Below are 23,099 nucleotides of genomic sequence, written 5' to 3'. Positions count from 1 at the left end.
ACTATGATAGTCGTTTTACAGTAAATATGGAATAGCAAAGACACAAATTATTCTATTATTCTTGATAAATGCCTACTAGTTGCAAATCTTGTGACAATTTATTCGAAAAAACGATGATGTGTTATCTAGTATCTTTAGACGGTTTACCTATAAGTGTATAATTCTAATTATATGTTGCACCTATTTCAAAAGCTTAATTTTTACTATGTAAAAAAGGAAGCCACATGGACTTCCTTTTGTCGTTATTCTTTTGTTTCTGCAAAATCGACTTTGACGGTTTGCGCGCCATCCCAACTCGACATGACATACTGTGTAATTTCATCCGCCATTTTCGGTGAATGGCTTTCATTCGATAACACCGTCACGTTGACTCGATCGCCATCTCCACGTACAAACACTTCTGGGTAACCAAGTGCAGCGATCTGCATCTCCATCAACGCTTCTGTCGAACTTACTTTTCGTAACGCAGCAATCTCATTAAAAATTTCATTTTTCTGTTCAGCGGTAAAGTCAGAAGACGTCATCTTCTCTGTCAACTGTTGCACCGTCTCGCTACGTTCGTTACGTACTTCCATACGCATATCCTGGAAAATATACGATTCAGCAAAGACCGGTTTCACTTCCTCCGACTTGCCTTCCTTTTCGAGTAAATTCGTTGCGTCCTTTGTTTCTTTCGTGAAGATTGCGATCCCATCAAACGGCATCGGCGCTTCCTTCTTCACGTAGTAGATTGAAATCACTGCGACTAGACTGAGTAGTGTTAAAAACCAAACTGTTCGTTTATTGGCTTTCATGTTGATTCCCCCTTTTCTTCATTTCCACGATGACGATACGATGTTCAGGCAATTGTAGGACGTTGGCTAAGAGTTGTGAAAGTCCGTTTCGTACAGCCGGATCGTCTGCCCCTTCCGCTACAACGAGCAACCCTTGCAAAGGTGATTGAGTTTTCCCATTGGATGAAGCGGAAAAATAATTGGCTAACGGGCTCTCTTCTTCTTTTTCATCGTAATGAAAATAAACTTTCACTTTCCCTAGCCCTTCCATTTGTTCAAGTGTTTCTTCAAGTGTTGACAGCATGCGCTTCTCTTCTTTTTTCTGTTTCTCCCCTCCTACATTCGCCGTACTGGTGATGTATAAAACGCTACACACCATAACCATCAAACCGATCATGATCAATCGGGGTTTCCCTGTGGGCTTTTCCAAGTTCCATCACCAACTCAACGTGAATTAACTAAAATGCATTCTACATTTGCATAATATGTAGCGTCACAGTAACTTATGACTTGCGAATTGTAGAATATATTGCAAAATCCAAATACCGATGGCCACTTTACACAATGGAATAAACATTCTTTCCATTTCACGGCTCGCCAGTAACTGAATAATTAGCGCAATGACTACCAAGTTGGCCAATCCTATTAAAAATACTTCCATACATCCGCCTCATTTCCCGAACGTCATCAGTTTAATGAACGTCACAATGAAAATCGTTGTATAGATGAAAGCGAATGTCAGCAAAAATGAAATGGCGCATAAAACAAACAACGTACGACCGATATCGTCTAGTAAACCGCACACTTCCTTTTGCGAAAATGGTTCAATGATTGCCGCTGTCCATCTAAACATAAAGGCAATACATAGAATTCTAACTGCCGGCAATAGCGCGATCGTCCAGATCGATACGAGCAGCCAAATACTCATATAAGCCGTGGCGCCGGAAGAATACCGTCCAATTGATCCGAGCGTATCCGTCAACAATGAACCGATGACAGGAATGTTGTTCTTGATCAGCTCTTTCAACGGCTCATTCATAGCACCATTCATCGTCCAAGACAGCGCTCCACCCGCTGTAATAAAAATGGAATACGCTGCCACCATGGCAGAAACAAATGCAAGCAATGACGTACGCAATAAATCCGCCATTCGCGTGAAGGCAATTTCTGGTACCAATCGCGTGAAAATATCGAACAACAGCGCCGTTAATAACACCGGCAACAGGAACTTGTCTGCAAAAACGACAGCCCCTTGCGCAAATAACAACATAGCGGGTTGGAAATTCAAGACGCCAAACGTTGCACCAGAAGCCAAAATCATCGCAGCAATTAATGGATACATCCCAAGGAATAATGAAGCAATCGTGTGCGTGATGACTTGGATTTGCTCAAAACTTTCCTTGGCTGGCTCAATCAGCAATACTAAAATGAGGATGAGTAACAGAAACCTCGTCCACTTTTGAAACGCCGGGAGAAAGAAATCGACAAGAGAAGCAATGAGCAACATGATGAGCAACAAGAAAAATGGTCCGATGATACCCGCGATACTTTCCTGCAGAATATTCAACATAGTTGTCTCGTCCATTCATTATTGTTAGGATTCGTTCACCAGGGAATGAACGCGTGAATTGTCTCGATCAATTGCGTGATATACGGCAGCCACAATGTCATAATGACTACTTTCATGCTGGTCTGAAACAACTGCCCGAAGGCCCCATACCCCTCATCTTTCATCTGAAGCGACAGAACTTCCGCCACATAATACAGACCTGCACTCACTACTAGTAGCGTCGCATAAGGCGACGGCAACTTTTCCGTCAACGCTAACAATGTCGACCCAAAAGGTACCAGGACCGTGAATAATACATACACTGTAACCAGTAAGAATAGCGCGGTATAAAGAATGGGATGCAAGGCAGGTGCGGCAAATGAAAGCAGAAGCAGCAAGAGATACACGACAAATAATTGAAAGAGAATCGCCATTTACATCGCCATGGATAGCCAGCTAAAGAATTCCGTAATCTCCGTAAAGAATATTCTAAGGAACATCAGCAACTCGATCGAGATGTACAGATACGCTAAGAAAAATAGGAAAAATGAGAACTCTTTCTTGCCTGTTTGCTCGAAGAACACGTGAAGTACCCCAATCACCAATCCAACGCCGGCGATGCGCAATAAATCATTCAGTTCCATCCCGCTACGCCTCCTCCATAGTCCACTCTATGAAGTACGCTTCTTAGATATGCAAAAGTATAAAAGTATAGGGGACATTGCGGATTGAAAAAGATAGGGAGTAGTTTTTATTGGCGTGGGGATTTGCGCTCTCTGTGGAGCTTCCATCCCGAACCACTCACATTTAACAAACATTTATCAAAGATTTATCAAAGATTTAGTTCTTGAACTTAATTCCACGCAAAAAAGGATGCCCCATTTCTGGGACACCCTTGTTACGTATCTACTTATGCGCGGGAAACGTATTCCGCTTCTTCTGTGTTGATGACTAACATATCACCTTGGTTCACAAAGAATGGCACTTGTACGACAAGGCCTGTTTCCATCTTAGCTGGCTTTGAACCGCCACTCGCTGTGTCGCCTTTAATTCCTGGCTCTGTTTCAGCTACTTCAAGCGTAACGGTCACTGGCAATTCAACGCCAAGTACTTCATCTTTATATGTGATGACGTGAACTTCCATATTCTCTTTCAAGAACTTCAGTTCATATTCAAGTTGCTTTTCAGATAGTTCGATCTGCTCGTAAGATTCGTTATCCATGAATACGTGCATATCACCGTCAGCATATAAATACTGCATTTTACGATTATCGATCTGTGCTTTTTCTACCTTTTCTCCCGCACGGAATGTCTTTTCATTCACGTTCCCTGAGCGAAGATTACGCAGTTTCGAACGAACGAACGCTGCACCTTTACCTGGTTTTACGTGTTGGAAATCCATTACGCGCCAAATGTCACCATCAACTTCAATTGTTAATCCTGTACGAAATTCGTTTACTGAAATCATTCGTATTCCTCCATTTTTAACCGATTATAAAATAAGCAGTTCTTTAGTAGACTTTGTCAAACGTTCATTACCTGTTTCTGTAATCAGTATATCATCTTCAATCCGCACGCCACCTACACCAGGAAGATAGATTCCTGGTTCAACGGTAACCGCCATATTCGGCACAAGCACCGTTTTAGAACGGAATGATAAGGCTGGAGCTTCGTGAACTTCCATGCCGATCCCATGACCGGTTGAATGACCAAATGCCTCCCCATACCCTTTGGACTTGATATAGTCGCGTGTAATTGCGTCGGCTTCGATACCAGTCATGCCGGGCTTAATTTGTTCCACACCCAGTTCTTGGGCACGTAACGTAACTTCATAGATTTCACGAAGTTTGGCAGAAGGCTCACCGATCGCAACGGTTCTCGTAATATCCGAGATATACCCATTATAGAGGGCACCGTAATCCATTGTAACTAAATCACCTGTCTCAATCACTTTATCAGATGCGACCCCATGTGGTAAAGCCCCTCTTTCACCAGAAGCGACAATTATGTCAAATGAGGAGGATGTCGCACCTTGTTTCCGCATGAAAAACTCCAATTCATTGGCGATTTCCAACTCCGTTTTACCTGCTTGGATGACCGAACATATATAAACGAATGCCGCGTCCGCGATGGCTGCTGCTTGCTTCAACACTTCGATTTCTTCCGGCGTCTTAATTAAACGTAATTTCTCTATTAAACCTGCGACAGGCACTAGTTTCGCTTTTATCTGTTCGTTATACATCTCAAACTGACTATAACTGAGATCCTCTTTTTCGAAGCCTAGTGTATCAATCTTCATTTCTTTTACTTGATTCGCAACTTCTTGGATCATCGTGCCCGTATGCTGGACAATGCGATAGCCTTTTAGTTGGTCATTGGCTTGCTCCATATAACGGAAGTCTGTAATGAATACTGCATCATCTTGTGAAACAATTGCCGTCCCAGCAGATCCCGTGAAGTTTGTCATATAGCGACGGTTATACGGATTTGTGATGACTAATGCATCAAGTTGCTGTTCTTTTAGTAATTTTCTTAATTGCTCTATTTTCAAGACGGTCTCACCTCTCGTTTTAACAAAAACGCTCGGAAGGCAAGATCGTAGCCCGCTGTTCCAAAACCGCACAATTGCCCTGCTGCAACAGGCGCAATGACAGACGTGTGTCGGAACTCTTCACGAGTATGTATATTTGAGATATGGACTTCAATTACCGGAACGGAAATAGAGGCGATTGCGTCACGAAGCGCAATGCTATAGTGTGTAAATGCGCCCGGATTGAAGATGATCCCATCAATTTCTCGATCCTCGGCATCGTGAATCTTATTGATGAGCTCACCTTCTATATTGGATTGAAAACACGCGAGCGTGATGTCTGATTCATCCGCTAGACGCTGTATTCGGCTTTCAATATCTGCAAGTGTCTCCGCCCCGTAAATATCCGGTTCTCTTTTGCCCAATCGGTTCAAGTTTGGACCATTTAAGAGTAACAGTTCCATTAAATCCCCTCCCACTCATTTTTCTTCCCTATTTTAGCACAATGCAGTAGCGGGACATACTAATACTGTTCTAGCCTATTGTTTTTTTCATGTAGACAGATGTTCCGATGACGAAACGGAAGATCATCGCAAACAAACAAGCAAACGGTATCGATATTTTTTTAATGAATTGTGTCATTGTCAAATCTGCTTTGACGTGGATCATCCATTCAATGAAGAGTATTACAATAATTGTGACGATCAATGAAGAAACAGTAGGTGGAATCCTAATCGTCAGACGTGCAATAAAGTACAGGATAAAAAATAGCAAGAAGCAGATGACTCCCAATATCACCCACTTAAACCAGCCAGGAAAAGTCGTAAGCATATGAAGTTTTTTTGTCCAGCCTATTGGTGACCATTTTATAAATTTGAAAACTTTTAGGAATTTCAGTGAAATGATAGATAGTACTGCAGCCACAACAGCTGTCCACATATGTGTTGATGTAATTTTCATGACAATACCTCCCATTCCAGTGTCGGGCAATTTACAACTTTTTAAACATCTCAATGGTGCAATTTCACTTTTTTTAGTACAATGGGAATATCGTTTCTTACGACAGAAAGTGTGGGTATGTTATGAGCCAACAGAAAACTCCTCCGGCATACGGAGGTCAAGCACTTATAGAAGGTGTAATGTTCGGTGGAAAGAAGGATACGGTGACAGCCATTCGCCGTAAAGATGATACGATCGAGTACTACCATGTACCGAGAGAATCACATCCGATACGCACCAAATTAAAAAAAATTCCTTTAATTCGTGGTATTGTCGCGCTAATCGAATCGGCTGGTAATGGTTCTAAGCATTTAACGTTTGCAAGTGATCGCTACGATGTGATGCCTGGCGAAGAAGAGGAACATGCTAAAGAAGAAAAGACGTCGAAACTAGTCATGGTGCTTGGAGTGGCGGCAGTCGGAGTGTTGTCGTTTATTTTTGGTAAGTTCGTCTTTACACTTGCACCCGTTTTCTTAGCGGAGTTATTTCAATCCGTGGCACCTAGCAAAACGGCACAAATTATGATCGAAAGCTTCTTTAAACTATTCTTGTTACTGACGTATATCGGATTGATTTCTATGACACCGCTGATCAAGCGGGTTTTCCAATATCACGGCGCAGAGCATAAAGTCATCAATAACTACGAAAGTAATATGGAAATGACAGTAGAAAATGTACAGTCGCAATCCCGATTGCATTATCGATGCGGTAGTAGTTTCATTTTGTTCACGGTCATCGTCGGAATGTTCATCTACTTCTTAGTTCCAACCGACCCACTTTGGTTGCGCGTCCTCAATCGGATTTTGTTAATTCCGGTAGTGCTCGGCATATCATTTGAAGTATTACAGTTGACGAATGCGGTGCGCAACGTACCGGTACTTCGTTATCTAGGATACCCTGGGCTTTGGTTGCAATTATTAACAACAAAAGAGCCAGACGACAAGCAAGTAGAAGTTGCCATTGCTTCTTTCGAAAAATTATTGGAAGTGGAAGAACACGGAGTAGGTGTGTTGAATCCCCAACTAGCAGCAGAAACCGAAGAAGAGAATGAGCCAAAACCTCTTCTTTCATAAGATTAAACAAAGAGCCTCGAATGTATTTTTTACATGTTCGAGGCTCATATTTTTACAATAATTTTCATGAAAGTAAAAAGGGCCCTTAGCACATTCGCTAAAGGCCCTTTTTTCTATTGTTCACTCACAATAACTGGAACTTGTTTGGATTGAATGACTTTCAGTATGTAAAACACACCAATCGCACCTGAAACTGCAAATCCTGTACCTACAGATACAGCGTAGTCTAGATGTAGACCTTCAGGAGCATACATCCAGTATGTCACGACGACAGCAGTCATGAACAGTGCAGGAATTCCTGCAATCCAATGTGTTCGCTTTTCTCTGATTAAATAAGAGGTTGCGGTCCAAAGCATGATGGCTGCTACCAGTTGATTCGTGCCGCCAACATACCGCCATAAGAACGAATAGTCGATTGTGGATAGATAGAACATCGGTACACCTAATAGCAATGTACTAGCCAAAACCACCCACTTTTTATTGGGATTCAACCACTTAGATGTCGCTTCCGTGAAAATCATACGCGCTGAACGAAGAGCTGTATCACCCGTTGTAATCGGCAAAATAATCACACCTAAAATAGCTAACATTCCACCAAACGAACCTAGTAATGTACTCGAAATTTCGTTTACTGCACCTGCAGGACCACCCGCTGCCAAGGCGCCTTGCAATCCTGCCGTACCACCAAAGAATGTCATACCTGCCGCAGCCCACACCATTGCGATGATACCTTCCGCAATCATTGCGCCATAAAACACTTTCCGGCCTTCCGACTCCTTTTTCATCGTTCTGGAAACAATTGGACTTTGCGTACAGTGAAAACCAGAGATAGCTCCACAAGAAATCGTTACCATCAGCAATGGCCAAATTGGCAACTCTCCAGGATGTAAGTTCTGTAAAGTTAAATTCGGGATTTTTTCAGGACCAAATAATAACGCGCCGCCGATTCCAACTGCCATCACGATCAACACTACCCCAAACACTGGATATAAACGGCCTATAATTTTATTGATCGGCAAAATAGCCGCCAACACGAAGTAACCAAATATAATAATAAGTGACACGATAAATGACAGCGGTGTAATGGATGAAATAAGTTGCGCTGGCCCTGCAGTAAAGGCAGCCGCCACAAGAACCATTAAAACAATTGAAATCACATTGATGAAACTTCTGGCGAAATCACCTAAATACTCTCCTACAATTTTAGGGAATTGAGCACCGCCGTGTTTTAGAGATAACATGCCAGAAAAGTAATCATGAACAGCTCCTGCAAAAATACTACCAAACACAATCCAAATGAATGCGACAGGTCCATATAACGCGCCCGCAATTGCCCCGAATATTGGGCCTAAGCCTGCGATGTTCAGTAATTGGATCAACCAGCCTTTCCACCAACTCATCGGCACGTAATCCAGCCCATCAGCCTGTGTATAGGCAGGCGTTTTCCTTGCATCATCAATCACAAATACCTTTTCGACCATTTTCGAATACGTTAGGTAACCAATGATTAATAAGACGATGGATGATAAAAATGTCAGCATGAAACCCCTTCTTTCTCGTCTTTTTATGTATTTGTCTGATAGATAGTTATACTATCAAACAATTTTCAACTTAGCATATAATAGTTTGAAAATTATATCAACATAGTTTTTTGAAATAATTTAAATTTATTACGAATACGATATTTACCTACAAGAGAAGGCTGTTATCCTTTTCCAATGAAAGTACAAAACCCCGAATGCATAAGTGCATTCGGGGTTTTGTCTAGTATTGAATTATAAACCACACTTCAACTGCGCTTGGCAATTGGTACACGTGTTACATCCACCTATTTCTTCTACTGTACCTTGTCGGCAAACTGGACATGTGTCGCCCACTTCTGAACCGATTGTAACATTTGTAGAACGCAATGCTTGGATTGTATTAACGAGCACGACTTTCGGCTGTTCTGTCACTTCGACTACTTCTTCGGTATCCGGAATATTATCTTCCGCTTTCAGAGTTAGTACTTGTGCATCACGGCTACCGTCGACGTATACTGTACCGCCCTTTGCCCCGCCTTTATACAATCTCTCGTACACACTCTCGACTTGTTCCACTGTATAGCCGCGTGGTGCATTAACGGTTTTAGAAATCGAGCTGTCGATCCAGCGCTGAATGATACATTGCACATCCGCATGCGCTTCTGGTGATAATTCCATTGAAGAAATAAACCACTCAGGCAAGTTATTCGGATCTGCATCAGGATTAGCCTGTAAATACTCTTCTACAATCGCTGCTTTTACTTCGATGAATTTACCTAAGCGTCCGCTGCGGTAGTATGTGAATGAGAAATAAGGTTCTAGCCCGGTACTGACCCCTACCATGGTTCCAGTGGATCCAGTTGGTGCAACTGTCAATAAATGGGAGTTTCTAATTCCATGTTCCAAAATCGCTTCGCGGATATCTTCCGGCATGCGCTTCATAAAGCCAGAATTAATGAAAGCATGACGTAATGCTTTCGTTTCTTCATCCGTTTGACCAATTAGGAACGGGAAACTTCCTTTTTCTTTCGCCAATTCAATCGATTCGCGGTAAGCAGTTGTCGCAATTGCTTCAAATACTTCATCCACTAATTGATTTCCTTCAGGCGAGCCGTATTCTTTTTCACAGTAGATGTGAAGATCCGCAAGTCCCATCACACCCAGACCTACACGGCGTTCGCCAAGAGCTTGTACTTTATTTTCTTCAAGGAAGTACGGTGTAGCATCGATGACGTTATCTTGCATACGCACACCAGTCCGTACCGTCTCTCTCAACTTTTCAAAGTTAACCGTCTTCGTATTTTTGTCTGCCATCTCAGCAAGATTGACAGCAGCTAAATTACAGACAGAATATGGTGCAAGTGGTTGTTCCAGTTGTTATCCTAAAGGCTTTTTATCCTCTAGTTCTTACAGTTGTCTTCCTGTAAGTTCAGCATACATTTTCACTGCGTCATTCATACAGTGTTGCGGTCTCGTGCCTGGATTATAGTCTGATCAGGATCAATCAGGATCACCAGGTATGCGTTGCCCCTGACTAAAAATTTACTTCTAGCCTTCGGTTCGGATTGGCAAGTATAATTAACTTCAAAATCGACTTATATAAACAAGAAGAAATTCAAGAAATTCTTCGATATTTCTAATTCCTTTTAAATTATTACAATCACTGCAGGAAATAGCAATATTATTAATTTCATGTTTCCCTTCCCTTGAAAGTGGTTGCTTATGGTCAAAAACAATGTCTTCTCGATTTAGGGGTATTCTACAATAATGGCAACAAGGATCAGTATCATACAATAGCTTCAGTTCCATTCCAGAAATAGGCTTAGAGTTAATAATTACCTTTGCAGCAATTCCAGTTCTTCTTCCCTTGGCATTGTTAAAGCTGTAAGATCTAACCCTCCAAAAAGAAATATGATCATTTTCAGCCCACTTAGCTTTAGAATAAGTTGAATGGTTCTTTTTACATACTTTGCATTGTTGTCTATATCCATCTCTGCTATCTACCCTTTTTTCGAAATCATTAACAGTTTTAGTAACACCACAAGTTTTACATGTTTTTTTCATAAGCCCCTCGTCAATTTAATTTTCTTTTAATTATACTATTTCTCAGCTTTCCCGCTTCATCCCGCAATTTTTAACGTGAGGCGAACTTCACCACACGGATTCGTTGCTACAACTTGCTGTCCGTACGCTTTCGCATTCGTGTCGTCATTTGCATTGTCAATGAAGAAAATGCCTGGTTCCGCTGAATACGTAGCACAGATATTAATTAAATCCCATAGTGCGCGGGCTTTAATCGTACGATACACACGAACTTCGTGACCTAGACGTTCCCATTCGCGTACATCGCCAACTTCATGCCACTGTTCATTATAATACTTCATCTGTTCAGGAGAATAATTTTCGACTGCCGGGAAACGTAAGTCGTAATCCGCGTCTTCTTCCACCGCTTTCATGAAGTCATCCGTTAATGTTACCGAAATATTCGCTCCTGTCAGGAATTCCGGATTATGAACGGAGTACGTTCCGCCATCCTGAAGCTTCAGCTCAGCGTCACGGATAATCGCTGCGTTAAAACCGCCTTGACCTGGGATTTGTTTATAGTTTGTGATACCTTGATACATCGCTTCTTCTTGTGCTGTCAAAGGTTTGAAATTCAGTTTCTCATCTGCCAACTTCTTGATCATTTCGTCCTCTGTGTTTTCGATCAAATAACGCAAAATTCGCGGATTTTGCATTTTGGAGATGATGAATTCATAAATATCCGGGTGCCAGTTTGATAACATGATCATCTGAGCCATTATGTTACGTTGATACGCTACATCAACTCTCTATGTCACCATAGAGTTCAGACCATATCTTACACCTATTGAGGTGTCCTCGCACTTCGAGTTCGCTTGAACCCTACTCTACTCGCTTCTGCTGTTCGCATGCTTTCGATGGTCGTTGAACCTTCCTCATAACATTCGTCTTAGAGGCTTGGCTGCTGATTGTCTTTCACCACTTGTTGTTTTCAAGCATTCACGCTCACCGTTTCCAGTCACGTTGTAGCCAACAAGTCATAAGAGTTTCCAGCAATTCACGAGGTTTATTTATAGACGAGGCACTTCACTTTACCACGTCTTGATCCGCCTTGCTCAACCAAATGAGTCAACTTCGCAATATCATCCAGCCATGAAACCGATCCAGATGACTTACCGTTGACACCTCGCGCCAATGTGTTGCGTGGACGCAATGTTGAACCGTTCGTTCCTACACCGCCACCACGACTCATAATCTCCATCACTTGCTTGCGGTGATCGGAAATTCCTTCACGGGAATCGGGTACAAACGGCATCACATAACAGTTAAAGAACGTGACATCCGTATCCGATCCTGCGCCATACAGCACGCGACCAGCTGGAATGAAGTTCAATGCCTTCAACTGATCATAGAACATGTTATACGACTGTATTCTTCTATCTTCCGTCTTTTCAACAGATGCAAGCCCAGTCGCATTACGTTTCGCAATTTGCTCGTAGAACACTTCCAGCGGCTTCTCAATCACTTCAAGGGGACGTGTAATCATTCCTTTTTGTTGCTCGTCCAAATCATCGATCGATGAACGATATTCTGGCTCGATCCAGATCTCCGCTTTTCCGTTCGCTTTATCAAGTTTTGTAATATAACCTAACCCACGAGCGGGGAACTTTGGATCTTCCCTCACTGTAAGAACGACAAAATCGCCTTCTTTTAATGACTTCTTTTCCATATCTTTAAATGAATACCGATCGATCATTACTAGACGTGATACTCCGCTGTGAGTCAGCTTCATATCCTCGGTAACCGGGTGAACTTGAGGGAAATTCGCAATATCCTCATTCAGCTGTTGCTTATCGAGCATTGGTTCGCCTTGTTTTGACATCGTCACCATATAACATCCTCCTCATAACGCTCCAAACACTATATATAGTGTTTAGCTTATTAAATAATCTACTACATATTGAATAGTATATCAATCGACATGTATTTTTCAAAAACGTAAAATCGTTGATATTACGACATTTCAACAAAAAAATAAAACCAAAGTACTAATTTCATTTCTTGAAATTCCAGTCATCATTGGCATATTTCTCTTTTTCAATTTGATGGACCAAAGCAAGCTGTTCCGGTGTTAATTCAAGTGGTTCCAATGAAATGTCGAGCGACGCTTCAAATCCCTTAGAAAAGGCCTGTTTACATTCCTCTAATGAAATCTTCCGGTCCGTCAATCGGTCAATCGCAATTGCGCGATCTGGCAACGTTCTACGTACGCGTTCTTTCAAAGCGGGCGATGAATAGGTAAAAATAGATGTCAATTTATCGACATCTAAGCTCATCAAAATTGCTCCATGTTGCAAAATCACGCCTTTTTGACGTGTTTGGGCACTGCCGGCAACCTTTTTACCTTCGACGACAAGTTCATACCAGCTTGGTGCATCAAAACAAACACCGCTCTTTGGACTTCGTAATTGCGCTGTGATTTCTTGATCCGGAATCGAGAATTCTGCTTGAAGCCCTAGATTACGAAATCCTTGTAGCAATCCGCCAGAAATCACACGGTATGCTTCTGTCACCGTCTCCGGCATATTCGGGTATTTTTCACTAACAATTACACTGTATGTAAGCTCATGTTCATGCAGGACACCACGCCCCCCTGTTGGTCTTCGGACAAATCCAAGCTCAAGTTCTTTCACTTTTTCCATATCGATATCTTTTTCAATACGCTGGAAGTACCCAATCGATAATGTAGCGGGTTCCCACTCATAAAAACGCAGAACCGGTCCGATTTCACCTCGGCTATGTAAGTCAAGCAGCGCTTCGTCCAGCGCCATATTGAAGGAAGGACTACATTTCCCAGAGTCTACATAATGCCACACGGCTTTTGTCATAATCTATTCTCCTTCGTGTTTATACTCCACCAATAGTATAGGAAATCGTCAATGAAAAAAACAATAACGCATTTCATTTTATCATTAGGATTGAACTGATGCCAGATAATCTTTATAATAGAGATATTGATGAAGGGGGAAGTTTTTTTGAGTTATTATATTTTGGGAGTAGCCGTGCTCGCGGTCATTTTGTATTTCGTTATAACATACATACGGGTCGGGAAGGCATTGACCAGTCTGACACAAGAAGAGTTTATTAAAGGGTATCGCAAAGCACAATTGATCGATGTGCGTGAACCAAAAGATTTCGAAGCTGGACATATTTTAGGTGCGCGTAATATTCCATTTACACAGTTCTCACAGCGCTATAAGGAAATCCGCCCCGATAAACCCGTTTATCTTTATGACCAAAACACTAGCCGTACAGGCCGTGCAGCGCTGTTTTTGAAGAAAAAAGGTTGTACAGAAATCTATCAGCTACGCGGTGGATTTAAACAGTGGTCAGGTAAAATTAAAACAAAATAACATTGTAGATCCTCCTTAAAAAGGGGGATCTACTTATTTATAGGGAGAGTGTTTTAGTAATGAAACCATCTTTTTTAATTCCACTTCATTCGGCACAATACGAAAAATTGACACATTATCACAATTACGGTGTCGTCATTGAAGCGATTCTTGACACACTTCAACAACGTTCACCTACCGATTGGCAAATCATCCAAGTAGATGAATTCGCTTCTTACACAGAAACGATGCTTCCTGAATTGATTCATCGCAAACAATTACCGTACGAATCACTTAGTCATATCTACGCCACATTGCCGACACAAAAGATTCAGCAAGACGTATCAACTGATGCATTTTCACTACAAGGCGCTGAAACAATTGACAATCAGTTGCTATTCTTCCCAGAACATCAAATCGCCATCGCCAATATTAGCTATTATGTCGCAACAGGCTCCACCTGGTCAGAGCACACAGTATTTGCGCCATCTGCGAGTCACGTCAAAGATTTCATCGAAGTACTGAATCAACTACAACGAGAAGCGATGAAAACGAATATTACGTATTTAGTGGATACGGAAGAAGGTATGGAAAAAAAGACGTATGGCGCCGGCACACAAATCGAGCGCAGTGATGTCCTACTCGATGAACATTTGAAGAATGATCTATTTCGTTCTATCGATGAATTCTTCCGAGACGGTGGGGCTTTCTTTAAAGAATACGGACTGCCGTATAAAAGAGGGATCTTGCTGTACGGATCTCCGGGTAACGGCAAAACGACGCTTGTGCGTTCTATCACCGGAACAACTGACGCACCTGTCGTCTACTGGCAAATCACGGAATTCACAGGAAGTCATTCCGTACAAGAAGTGTTCACTACAGTCGAACGCCTAGCACCCGCCATCCTCGTCATTGAAGATATGGACTCCATGCCCGAACATATGAGAAGCACATTCCTGAACATTCTAGATGGCGTACATGTCCGTGACGGCCTATTCATCATTGGTACGACCAATTATCCTGAACGCATTGACCCTGCCCTCATCAACCGCGCAGGCCGATTTGACAGCACATATGAAATCAAATCCCCGACACGAGAAGTCCGTAAGCTATACATGGATAAACTGGATCGCAAAAAGATACTTTCGGAAGAACAAATTGAAATAATAGCGAAGCAGACAAAAGGCCTTTCGGTATCACAGTTGAATGAATTATATATGTCGATTGCGCTTACTTACCATTATGAGAAGAACATTCAATATGAAGAACGAATCCGCCAGTTACAGAAGCAGCATCGACAAGCTACTCGAGATGACTGGGAAACCGATTCAACAATAGGTTATTAAGCCGAAAAAGAGGTTGCCTTGACTTGATCAAGACAACCTCTTTTCCTTGGTTATGTATATTTTTACGCAGTGTCACTCAGTCTAGTTCTAGATTCTGATCTCCATACAAAAAAGCGCATTACTTTCAAAGGCCGCAATGGCTTGTATATGTAGTAATTATATATGATGACAAGTATATAATAGTAAGCTTCTATTATTCACAGTGTTTTATACATTAAACAACAGTAGTGTCGATTTAAGGGTGTTTTATTCCGCCTATAATGCTTGAATTATCAATCATCATACACATTTCCGTCATAATCTGAAAATAATATAGTAGTCAGTCAAAATGCGACATACTTTTCATTTCGCTTTATATATGATAAGAAAGTTGCTTCTATGACGAACGAGATAACCGCCACATGACTTGAAGCGTAATATATATTACGGAGGAAGAAAATGAATAAATCTATTAAAAAAAAACTACTCATGTTAAGAATTGAAGTAAAAAGAATTATCATGTATAAGAAAGCCGAGTTCTTGGGAATCACACATCCAAGCGTGGTGAGAAGTAGCCAGCGACTGGATAGCCTATTGAACAGAGTGCAAGGAATTTATTCATAACTATTGAAGTTCCATACATAGTATCCATAATAGTTCCAAGCAAAAAAGACAGTTCCCGTTTTGGAACTGTCTTTTTATATTGCCTAAAACTTTGTCATTTAAAACTTCAATAAAATCCGACATTCACTATCACTTGATTTTATGGAAATCGCTAGGCTACCAATTGCGTGAAGGAGAATAGTTCAGTAAATACCGTCATATTCGCTTCACTACCTTTCTATAATCCAGATGGAGTGCGAAGCTTAATAGTAATAATACGCCTACCATAGAGAGAGGAATCATCCATAGATTGTCTGCCGTTGTATAAAGGCCTAAAAACATTATGCCGATCGCAATCATTGGAGCCGATATATAATAAGCTTTTGCATTATAAAACCACCCATACGTAAAAAAATGCGCCCCTGTAATAATGGCAAATATCATAATTGCATCCTGTGGGCTTTTTATCATACTCCAAAAAAGTATCGGAAAATAAAGAATCTGTGCTAGATTCAAATATAACCCTAGACTACCTAAGGCATTATTTTTATATTTCCAATCGGTCTTTAATACAGATGAAATACCAACTGAGAGTGGGAACATTAAACCTGTCGAAAAAAGCATCCCTATATTTTTCTGCGTTATTTCTAATGACTGCATAAATATAATGGTAATAATCAACCAAATCACACTAGCAGATAGGATAAATGAGATCCCATTTCTCCCTTTAATCGATAAATCGTTTTTCATCTCACCTATCGTCAAAGAAATCTTCCACCTTTCCTCTTCTCTTGTAAACAGTATTGCTAAATTAAGCAAAGAATATCTAGTACACGTACTCCGCTCTATAGTTTTTCAGTATTTGGATAGATTTCTTTAATAAACGCCGCAGATTGTTTTATTAATTTCTTTAATACCTCTATTTCAATATCCGTGATTTTGTTGATATAAATACAAGATTTACCTGTTGTGTGCTTCCCGAAATCTTTTAATAGTTTCTCTCGCTGTTCACTTTCAAGCGTTATATATAAACTGATTTTAGCTTTTCGTGGGGAAAAACCTACGATGGGCGCGTCCCCTTCATGACCAGAACTATATTTGTAATGATATTTGCCAAAACCTATAATACTCGGTCCCCACATTTTAGCTTTATACCCCGTCGTTTCGGTGAAGATATCCAGTAATTTAAAAGCATCTTCCCGCTTTCTAAGTTGATCAATGTTCCCAATAAATTCAATAACACTACTATCGGTTTCTTTAGTTTTTAATTCGTACATTGAATGATCTCCATTCTACTATTTTTTTGTTTTTTGCGGAGTTCATAATGATTTCTAGATCATTATTCGATTTTTGAACCCTTTGGTAATTGCCATTGTGAAAATACGACTAATCATAATGCTAGAAAAGACGACTGATTACAGCACTGGTATCGCCTATTGATTTTATGGAAAGGACATCGCACTGTCGTCCCGATGACGTTAGTATCACACATATGCCTTTGCATTATTTAAATACCAGAAAAATCAATCTTTTTTACAATCACTTTCCTAATTGTCGCGGCTATAAAAATATTATCTAACATGAATATTGCTTCATCTTTCATTATGTTTTATTAAAGATACCAGTAACAAGTAGCATTCTCAATCTACTTGTGAAAAGTATAAGTAACGTGTATATTTAACTATTGATAATCATAGGTGTCTTAGCTATATGTAGGTAAGTGACTTCGATTATTGCAGAGGGTTCGTAACCATCCCCTCTAAAAACAAAACTATGGAGGAATGTAGAGTGAATAAAGCAGTTGTAGTATTTAGTGGCGGACAAGATTCTACCACTTGCCTATTATGGGCAATGGAAGAATTTGATGAAGTAGAAACCGTCACGTTTTTGTATGGGCAAAGACATAAGTCGGAAGTTGATTGCGCTACAAAGATCGCGAAAGACTTAGGGGTTAAACAAAAAATCATCCAAATGGACGTTCTCAATCAGTTAACCTCGAACGCCTTGACCAGAAGCGACATGCAAATTGAAGCGGAAGAAGGAAGTGTCCCCAATACATTTGTCGAGGGACGGAATCATATATTTCTTTCATTTGCAGCAATCTATGCTAAATCAATTGGCGCGAATGCGATTATAACCGGTGTAAGCGAGACGGATTTTAGTGGATATCCGGATTGTCGTGATGCGTTTATTCGTTCTTTAAATACGACGCTGAATTTAGCAATGGACTATACATTTGATTTAATCACTCCTTTAATGTGGAAAGACAAAGCAGAAGTTTGGAAATTAGCGGATCAAATGGGTCGGCTGGAGTACGTAAGAGACAACACATTAACTTGCTATAACGGCGTGATTGCCAATGGCTGCCTAGAATGCCCCGCTTGCAAGCTGAGAAATGACGGACTAGAGAAATACTTACAAGGACAACATGCCTCATGATCCGAATTACGATTTATTTATTATCCATCATTCTTGCCAATGTAATTACAGCACGATTTGCACCACTTGAACTGGGTCCACTCATTATTCCATACGGTACTTTGTTCATTGGATTAACACTTGTCATGAGAGATATGGTCCAAAATAGATTCGGTAGACATCAAACATACATATTGATTGGAGTCGCACTTTTATTATCTGCTCTTACAAGTCATTTATTAGGGGATCAACTTTGGATCGTCTTCGCAAGTACACTTAGTTTTATTGTTTCGGAAACAGCAGATACTGAAATTTACACCCGCTTTAAATTACCTTTTGTAAAAAGAGTACTATTTTCCGGTGTTGTGGCCGGCTTTTTAGACTCTAGTTTATTTGTAATTATTGGTATCGGTCCACTAGGGCTTCACTTCGTTCCATGGGAATTAGTTCCATTTGCCATACTCGGACAATGGATAGCGAAAGTGTTAATGCAGTTAATTGTAGCGGGCGGAATTAGACAAGTTGTGATGAAGCTAAATATATATGAACCAAATATCTCAGAAGTACATTAAAAGGGGTTTGAAAAATGCTAGAAAACAGTAAAAACAACCTGACATTACTCGGCAATCAAGAGACAAAATATAACTACGAGTATGATCCAGACATTTTAGAAACGTTTGAAAATCAACATCAAGACAATGATTACTTTGTTAAATTTAATATTCCTGAATTCACTAGCCTTTGTCCAATCACTGGCCAACCTGACTTTGCTACCATATATTTATCCTATATTCCTGATGTGAAAATGGTAGAAAGTAAATCGTTAAAGCTTTATATGTTCAGTTTCCGAAATCATCCAGGTTTTCATGAAGATTGTGCAAATCTAATTATGAAAGATTTGATTCATTTAATGGATCCACGCTATATTGAAGTATGGGCCAAGTTCACCCCGCGTGGTGGTATCTCAATTGATCCGTATTGCAATTACGGGAAACCTGGAACGTATTTTGAACAAATGGCTAAAGAAAGACTTTTTCAACATGATTTATATCCCGAAAAGATAGATAATAGATAATTTTCCTTGCCAGGCACAGACAATTCGAAATTGTCTCCGTGCCTGGCATTTTACTATTTGTCTTAAAATAGAGCGGAACATATATAAAAACTGCCATACAATGCAAAACAAATGATATACATAGCTATACTTTACATCCTTTCCTGGGCCTTCCATTAAAATGTATGTAGTTTAATTTCGTCACATAAACTATCGGAATTTTTATCTTCGCTTACACATACGGTATAAATGGGACGTAAAGTATTCATCATCATATACCAGTAAATGGAGGGGATTTCGTGAAAGATGAATCGGCAAACGAAAATATGAATAGAAAACAGAATCGAAAAAGTCAGCAGTTGGATCAATTTAAAGTGGACAATAAAGGGAAAAAGCTGACGACCAATCAAGGAGTGAAAGTATCCAATGATGAAGAGTCATTAAAAGCAGGAGTACGTGGACCTACTTTAATGGAAGGAATCCATTTAAAAGAAAAACTCATGCACTTTGACCGTGAACGGATTCCTGAACGAGTTGTTCATGCAAGAGGATATGCAGCACATGGTGAGTTCGAGTTATACGAATCAATGAAAGACTATACAACAGCTGACTTTCTCCAGAAAGCAGGACAGAAGACACCCGTTTTCACTCGTTTTTCTAACGTAGCTGGAAATCTTGGATCCGTTGATACGGCAAGAGATGTCCGGGGTTTTGCGGTGAAGTTTTATACAGAAGAAGGAAATTACGATTTGGTCGGAAATAATTTACCTGTGTTTTTCATCCAAGACAGCATGAAATTTCCTGATCTTGTTCATGCAGTCAAACCTGAACCGGACACAGATATGCCTCAAGCAGCCTCTGCCCATGATACCTTCTGGGATTTCATAGCAAACAATCAAGAATCCGCCCATATGGTAATGTGGCAAATGTCAGACCGCACCATTCCTAGAAGTTGGCGAATGATGGAAGGCTTTGGTGTCCATACATTTCGGTTTGTTAATAGCGAAGGTAAAGCTACTTTCGTAAAATTTCATTGGAAACCGATACTGGGCGTACATTCATTAGTATGGGATGAGGCGCAAAAAATCGCAGGAAAAAATGCGGACTTCCAACGTAGAGATCTATGGGACTGTATTGATAAAGGCTATTTTGCTGAATATGAATTTGGCGTTCAATTGATTGCAGAAGAAGACGAATTCATGTTCGATTTTGACATTCTCGATGCAACAAAATTGTGGCCAGAAGAGATAGTGCCTGTTAAAATCATCGGCAAAATGACGTTAAATCAAAACGTCACGAATGTCTTTGCTGAAACTGAACAAGCCGCCTTCCATCCCGGCAACGTAGTGCCAGGTATAGATTTCACTAATGATCCACTTTTACAGGGAAGACTCTTATCTTATCTCGATACTCAACTATACCGCCTCGGCGGGCCAAACTTTACAGAAATTCCGATTAATCGTGCAGTATGTCCATTCCATAACAATCAGAGAAATGGATTCAATCGTCAGCGGATTGATGTCGGCAAAGTAAGTTATCATAAAAATTCCTTGGCTGATAATACACCTTCCACTTCCACAGCAAAAGAAGGCGGATTTGTTCACTATGCTGAAAAAGTGGAAGGTCGAATTATTCAAGCGCGAAGCGAATCATTCAAAGATCACTTTTCTCAAGCTCGACTCTTCTGGAATAGTATGTCACCGCCGGAAAAACAACATATTATTAACGCGTTTATCTTTGAGGTCGGAAAAGTGAATAGTATAAGTGTGAGACAACAAGTAGTGGATATGTTCGCAAACGTCGATCAGGAAATGGCTACAACAATCGCAATCAATGTAGGAGTGAATAAGCCAACAGGTGAACAAGTCAATGTTACAGAGTCATCCCCTGCGCTGAGCCAAGAAAATACCCCCCCGCTATCCATACAGTTTGAAGGTCGGTATTCTCATTGGTGACGGTTTCTCTGACGAAGAAGTGAAGTCGACAATTGAACATCTATCAATGTATGGAGTTTGGGCCTATACGATCGGTGAGAAGCTTGGTACAGTAACAGGTAAGAACGGATTGGAGATTCATGTCAATGAAACGTTTATGACTACAGCACCCGTTTTATTCGACTCTCTCTATGTAGTAGGCGGAAACGCAGCCAATCAAGCGAAGTTCAATGCCGAAAGTGTCTATTTCATCAATGAGGCATTCAGACATTATAAACCGATTGGCGTTGCCAAAACCGGAAATACTATTTTCACAGCATCTGACGCAAAAAAGGGACCGGGTATCGTACTTGGAGAAAATAGCGCTACGTTTACTGATGATTTTATACTCGCTATTACACAGCAACGTTTTTGGGAACGAGATATTTACTAATATGTAAAGCAAGAAGCATCACTCTTCATTTAGAGTGACGCTTCTTTGTATTCAAATCCATGAATATAACTTTCGAAAACACATCATGACAAAGTCACTATATTATTTCTGAAACATATGAACTCTCACTTCTTTTGCGCTAACATATACCACGCTTTTCATCGTAATGATGGTCATCGCTTTTCATTACCTGGGAAATTAAAAGACAAGACGATCCAAATATTTACCTCTTTGAGTCTTCATTTTATAGGCTGATTGATAACAGAATGACTGCTAATGATGCGCCAAGTATTGGCACGATGTTGATCCACAATGAATCCCCTCGATAACCACTTTTTATTCTGTACGCTATACCAATAGAACAATTTTAAAAAGTGAAAAGCTACCAGGTACCGGCTCGTCATCACGTGCCCGTATCTGGTAGCTTTATGTGTAATGTAATAAAGTATTCCATCCAAAGTCATTTTACACGTTAACGTAAAACTCCTTCAGCTTCCGGAATATTATTTATGTCAATGGCATTTAATTTGCAAAAATAGTTCAGAAATTCTTGTGCTTCTTTGATTTGCTCTTCATCCGTCTTTAACGCGATAATATCTTTTAAAATTTGAGCAGTCCAAATATTATCAAAGTAACGGAATGTACCTGAATTCCATGATGTACGTTCAGGATAGTTCTTATTTTTATAGTAATTCCAGAAAAGCATTTTCTCGGCTTCTTCTTCTGTAAGTTGAATTCTATATTCAGGGTGTGTAGGCACCAAACCGTCCTCGCCGATACTTCCAGTAAACGTATCATCAACCATGAAAAGACCCGTAATGGTTCTTTCCGTTTCCGCTTGATCTGAAGTTCTCACCGTCAGAACACCTGCACTGTTCGGACGCAAACGAGTTACTGGGTTGGGTAATCCTTTATTCTTCCCGCTTTGTATGCTTCCAGTAGATATTTCCCAATCGCTAAATACTTCCGACTGTCTTTCTTTATCTAACCAGAAAACAATTTGTGAACTTTCATGAATTTTATGGTTCTTTAATATTTCCCTACGTTGCTGTTCAAGCACCTGGATAGCCTTTTCTTCTTTACGCTTCTTTTCCAATATTTTTTCTTCTGCTCTTCGTTCCACGAAGACCTTTTCTAAAGACTCTGCCATACTTCGATTGTTTAAAGTAATAAAATTCTCGAATGCATCGGGATAGACAAATCTTTTACGATCTTTATTGAAGTCCACGGTGATGAACGACTCCTCGTGTTCCACGATATTTCCTTCACCAAACACGTTATGAGTAATTTCTTCATTAATTAAATTCACTAGACAATCTCCTCCTATAAATTCTTTGATAACTACTTTACAGTTAATCTAATTAACGTAATCCGTGTTTTCACATATTATTTCATTGAAATACAACCACCCATTATTCAAATTCAAAAAATGCGCCCTTCATTCCTAACTGGAATAAGTTGCGCAGGAGTA

At 40.3% G+C, this 23,099-nt stretch carries 23 protein-coding genes and 4 pseudogenes; 8 read left to right on the top strand and 19 right to left on the bottom strand.

Annotated features, from left to right (window positions below; genetic code table 11):
* Positions 1 to 242 precede the first annotated feature (242 nt).
* From CSV77_RS02770 to CSV77_RS02730, 10 genes are all read right to left on the bottom strand, one after another.
* The gene (locus CSV77_RS02770) at positions 243 to 794 is read right to left on the bottom strand and encodes a SpoIIIAH-like family protein (RefSeq protein ID WP_099630073.1); all 552 of its coding nucleotides are present in this window, start codon (positions 792 to 794) and stop codon (positions 243 to 245) included.
* On the bottom strand, positions 781 to 1,203 hold the full coding sequence (locus tag CSV77_RS02765) for a hypothetical protein (protein ID WP_099672189.1): 423 nt from the start codon (positions 1,201 to 1,203) through the stop codon (positions 781 to 783). Before CSV77_RS02765 ends, CSV77_RS02770 begins: the two co-directional genes overlap by 14 nt.
* A gap of 63 nt (positions 1,204 to 1,266) precedes the next feature.
* Positions 1,267 to 1,434, bottom strand: a complete 168-nt coding sequence (locus CSV77_RS16830) for a hypothetical protein (RefSeq protein WP_158232007.1) — start codon at positions 1,432 to 1,434, stop codon at positions 1,267 to 1,269.
* A 9-nt stretch (positions 1,435 to 1,443) separates the two neighbouring features.
* Positions 1,444 to 2,343, bottom strand: a complete 900-nt coding sequence (locus CSV77_RS02760; protein WP_158232006.1) for a stage III sporulation protein AE — start codon at positions 2,341 to 2,343, stop codon at positions 1,444 to 1,446.
* Between the two features lie 35 nt (positions 2,344 to 2,378).
* Positions 2,379 to 2,756: a stage III sporulation AC/AD family protein gene (locus CSV77_RS02755; protein ID WP_099672188.1), complete on the bottom strand. Its 378-nt coding sequence runs from the start codon at positions 2,754 to 2,756 to the stop codon at positions 2,379 to 2,381.
* Entirely contained in the window at positions 2,757 to 2,966 is a 210-nt protein-coding gene (locus CSV77_RS02750; RefSeq protein WP_029054553.1) for a hypothetical protein, read from the bottom strand.
* A 266-nt stretch (positions 2,967 to 3,232) separates the two neighbouring features.
* The gene (efp, locus tag CSV77_RS02745) at positions 3,233 to 3,790 is read right to left on the bottom strand and encodes an elongation factor P (RefSeq protein ID WP_099672187.1); all 558 of its coding nucleotides are present in this window, start codon (positions 3,788 to 3,790) and stop codon (positions 3,233 to 3,235) included.
* 24 nt (positions 3,791 to 3,814) lie between these two features.
* Entirely contained in the window at positions 3,815 to 4,873 is a 1,059-nt protein-coding gene (locus tag CSV77_RS02740) for a M24 family metallopeptidase (RefSeq protein WP_099672186.1), read from the bottom strand.
* Positions 4,870 to 5,316, bottom strand: a complete 447-nt coding sequence (gene aroQ / locus CSV77_RS02735; RefSeq protein ID WP_099672185.1) for a type II 3-dehydroquinate dehydratase — start codon at positions 5,314 to 5,316, stop codon at positions 4,870 to 4,872. Before aroQ ends, CSV77_RS02740 begins: the two co-directional genes overlap by 4 nt.
* Positions 5,317 to 5,386: 70 nt before the next feature.
* Positions 5,387 to 5,812 carry a hypothetical protein gene (locus tag CSV77_RS02730; protein ID WP_099672184.1) on the bottom strand — a complete coding sequence of 142 codons (426 nt, stop codon included), beginning with the start codon at positions 5,810 to 5,812 and terminating at the stop codon, positions 5,387 to 5,389.
* A gap of 122 nt (positions 5,813 to 5,934) precedes the next feature.
* Between CSV77_RS02730 and CSV77_RS02725 the strand changes: the two genes are divergently transcribed.
* Positions 5,935 to 6,924 carry a DUF1385 domain-containing protein gene (locus tag CSV77_RS02725; RefSeq protein ID WP_099672183.1) on the top strand — a complete coding sequence of 330 codons (990 nt, stop codon included), beginning with the start codon at positions 5,935 to 5,937 and terminating at the stop codon, positions 6,922 to 6,924.
* A gap of 113 nt (positions 6,925 to 7,037) precedes the next feature.
* Here the strand turns inward: CSV77_RS02725 and CSV77_RS02720 are convergent, their stop codons facing one another.
* The 6 genes and pseudogenes from CSV77_RS02720 to CSV77_RS02695 form a co-directional block, all read right to left on the bottom strand.
* Positions 7,038 to 8,465: a carbon starvation CstA family protein gene (locus CSV77_RS02720; protein WP_099672182.1), complete on the bottom strand. Its 1,428-nt coding sequence runs from the start codon at positions 8,463 to 8,465 to the stop codon at positions 7,038 to 7,040.
* 234 nt (positions 8,466 to 8,699) lie between these two features.
* Positions 8,700 to 9,818, bottom strand: a pseudogene (locus CSV77_RS02715) (vitamin B12-dependent ribonucleotide reductase); the annotation flags it as partial.
* A 213-nt stretch (positions 9,819 to 10,031) separates the two neighbouring features.
* Entirely contained in the window at positions 10,032 to 10,511 is a 480-nt protein-coding gene (locus CSV77_RS02710) for an HNH endonuclease (RefSeq protein ID WP_099630084.1), read from the bottom strand.
* Between the two features lie 86 nt (positions 10,512 to 10,597).
* Positions 10,598 to 11,236: pseudogene (locus tag CSV77_RS02705) on the bottom strand (vitamin B12-dependent ribonucleotide reductase); the annotation flags it as partial.
* A gap of 326 nt (positions 11,237 to 11,562) precedes the next feature.
* Positions 11,563 to 12,360: pseudogene (locus CSV77_RS02700) on the bottom strand (ribonucleotide reductase N-terminal alpha domain-containing protein); the annotation flags it as partial.
* Positions 12,361 to 12,523: 163 nt separating this feature from the next.
* Positions 12,524 to 13,357 (bottom strand): lipoate--protein ligase family protein, encoded by an 834-nt coding sequence (locus tag CSV77_RS02695; protein ID WP_099672178.1) that lies wholly within the window; start codon positions 13,355 to 13,357, stop codon positions 12,524 to 12,526.
* Between the two features lie 129 nt (positions 13,358 to 13,486).
* Here CSV77_RS02695 and CSV77_RS02690 point away from each other — a divergent pair, with 129 nt between their 5' ends.
* From CSV77_RS02690 to CSV77_RS02680, 3 genes are all read left to right on the top strand, one after another.
* Positions 13,487 to 13,882 carry a rhodanese-like domain-containing protein gene (locus CSV77_RS02690; RefSeq protein ID WP_199173114.1) on the top strand — a complete coding sequence of 132 codons (396 nt, stop codon included), beginning with the start codon at positions 13,487 to 13,489 and terminating at the stop codon, positions 13,880 to 13,882.
* A gap of 59 nt (positions 13,883 to 13,941) precedes the next feature.
* Positions 13,942 to 15,207 carry an ATP-binding protein gene (locus CSV77_RS02685; RefSeq protein WP_099672177.1) on the top strand — a complete coding sequence of 422 codons (1,266 nt, stop codon included), beginning with the start codon at positions 13,942 to 13,944 and terminating at the stop codon, positions 15,205 to 15,207.
* Between the two features lie 438 nt (positions 15,208 to 15,645).
* Entirely contained in the window at positions 15,646 to 15,810 is a 165-nt protein-coding gene (locus tag CSV77_RS02680) for an aspartyl-phosphate phosphatase Spo0E family protein (protein ID WP_099672176.1), read from the top strand.
* Positions 15,811 to 16,005: 195 nt separating this feature from the next.
* On the opposite strand, the gene CSV77_RS02675 is transcribed toward CSV77_RS02680, so the two are convergent.
* Positions 16,006 to 16,554, bottom strand: a complete 549-nt coding sequence (locus CSV77_RS02675) for a DUF7010 family protein (RefSeq protein WP_099672175.1) — start codon at positions 16,552 to 16,554, stop codon at positions 16,006 to 16,008.
* Between the two features lie 80 nt (positions 16,555 to 16,634).
* Entirely contained in the window at positions 16,635 to 17,066 is a 432-nt protein-coding gene (locus CSV77_RS02670; protein WP_099630092.1) for a DUF1801 domain-containing protein, read from the bottom strand.
* Positions 17,067 to 17,562: 496 nt separating this feature from the next.
* On the opposite strand from CSV77_RS02670, the gene queC reads away from it, so the two are divergent.
* The 4 genes and pseudogenes from queC (at position 17,563) to CSV77_RS02650 (ending at position 21,628) form a co-directional block, all read left to right on the top strand.
* On the top strand, positions 17,563 to 18,228 hold the full coding sequence (gene queC / locus CSV77_RS02665) for a 7-cyano-7-deazaguanine synthase QueC (protein WP_099672174.1): 666 nt from the start codon (positions 17,563 to 17,565) through the stop codon (positions 18,226 to 18,228).
* Positions 18,228 to 18,779, top strand: coding sequence for a VUT family protein (locus tag CSV77_RS02660; RefSeq protein WP_099672244.1), 552 nt, complete (start codon positions 18,228 to 18,230; stop codon positions 18,777 to 18,779). Before queC ends, CSV77_RS02660 begins: the two co-directional genes overlap by 1 nt.
* Positions 18,780 to 18,793: 14 nt before the next feature.
* The gene (gene queF, locus CSV77_RS02655) at positions 18,794 to 19,282 is read left to right on the top strand and encodes a preQ(1) synthase (protein WP_099672173.1); all 489 of its coding nucleotides are present in this window, start codon (positions 18,794 to 18,796) and stop codon (positions 19,280 to 19,282) included.
* Positions 19,283 to 19,587: 305 nt separating this feature from the next.
* Positions 19,588 to 21,628: pseudogene (locus CSV77_RS02650) on the top strand (catalase).
* Positions 21,629 to 22,100: 472 nt separating this feature from the next.
* Here the strand turns inward: CSV77_RS02650 and CSV77_RS02645 are convergent.
* A complete protein-coding gene (locus tag CSV77_RS02645) occupies positions 22,101 to 22,937 on the bottom strand; it encodes a malate synthase (RefSeq protein ID WP_099672172.1) in 837 nt (278 codons plus the stop codon).
* Positions 22,938 to 23,099: the final 162 nt, after the last annotated feature.

Origin of the sequence: Sporosarcina sp. P16b (assembly GCF_002743065.1) — a bacterium.
Lineage (GTDB): Bacteria > Bacillota > Bacilli > Bacillales_A > Planococcaceae > Sporosarcina.
This window is presented reverse-complemented; position numbering and strand designations above follow the sequence as displayed.

Coding starts and splice junctions, on each gene's coding strand:
- CSV77_RS02770 (WP_099630073.1), bottom strand. CDS start 794: ATGAAAGCCAATAAACGAACAGTTTGGTTTTTAACACTACTCAGTCTA.
- CSV77_RS16830 (WP_158232007.1), bottom strand. CDS start 1,434: ATGGAAGTATTTTTAATAGGATTGGCCAACTTGGTAGTCATTGCGCTA.
- CSV77_RS02760 (WP_158232006.1), bottom strand. CDS start 2,343: ATGTTGAATATTCTGCAGGAAAGTATCGCGGGTATCATCGGACCATTT.
- CSV77_RS02755 (WP_099672188.1), bottom strand. CDS start 2,756: ATGGCGATTCTCTTTCAATTATTTGTCGTGTATCTCTTGCTGCTTCTG.
- CSV77_RS02750 (WP_029054553.1), bottom strand. CDS start 2,966: ATGGAACTGAATGATTTATTGCGCATCGCCGGCGTTGGATTGGTGATT.
- efp (WP_099672187.1), bottom strand. CDS start 3,790: ATGATTTCAGTAAACGAATTTCGTACAGGATTAACAATTGAAGTTGAT.
- aroQ (WP_099672185.1), bottom strand. CDS start 5,316: ATGGAACTGTTACTCTTAAATGGTCCAAACTTGAACCGATTGGGCAAA.
- CSV77_RS02730 (WP_099672184.1), bottom strand. CDS start 5,812: ATGAAAATTACATCAACACATATGTGGACAGCTGTTGTGGCTGCAGTA.
- CSV77_RS02725 (WP_099672183.1), top strand. CDS start 5,935: ATGAGCCAACAGAAAACTCCTCCGGCATACGGAGGTCAAGCACTTATA.
- CSV77_RS02720 (WP_099672182.1), bottom strand. CDS start 8,465: ATGCTGACATTTTTATCATCCATCGTCTTATTAATCATTGGTTACCTA.
- CSV77_RS02710 (WP_099630084.1), bottom strand. CDS start 10,511: ATGAAAAAAACATGTAAAACTTGTGGTGTTACTAAAACTGTTAATGAT.
- CSV77_RS02695 (WP_099672178.1), bottom strand. CDS start 13,357: ATGACAAAAGCCGTGTGGCATTATGTAGACTCTGGGAAATGTAGTCCT.
- CSV77_RS02690 (WP_199173114.1), top strand. CDS start 13,487: ATGAAGGGGGAAGTTTTTTTGAGTTATTATATTTTGGGAGTAGCCGTG.
- CSV77_RS02685 (WP_099672177.1), top strand. CDS start 13,942: ATGAAACCATCTTTTTTAATTCCACTTCATTCGGCACAATACGAAAAA.
- CSV77_RS02680 (WP_099672176.1), top strand. CDS start 15,646: ATGAATAAATCTATTAAAAAAAAACTACTCATGTTAAGAATTGAAGTA.
- CSV77_RS02670 (WP_099630092.1), bottom strand. CDS start 17,066: ATGTACGAATTAAAAACTAAAGAAACCGATAGTAGTGTTATTGAATTT.
- queC (WP_099672174.1), top strand. CDS start 17,563: ATGGAGGAATGTAGAGTGAATAAAGCAGTTGTAGTATTTAGTGGCGGA.
- queF (WP_099672173.1), top strand. CDS start 18,794: ATGCTAGAAAACAGTAAAAACAACCTGACATTACTCGGCAATCAAGAG.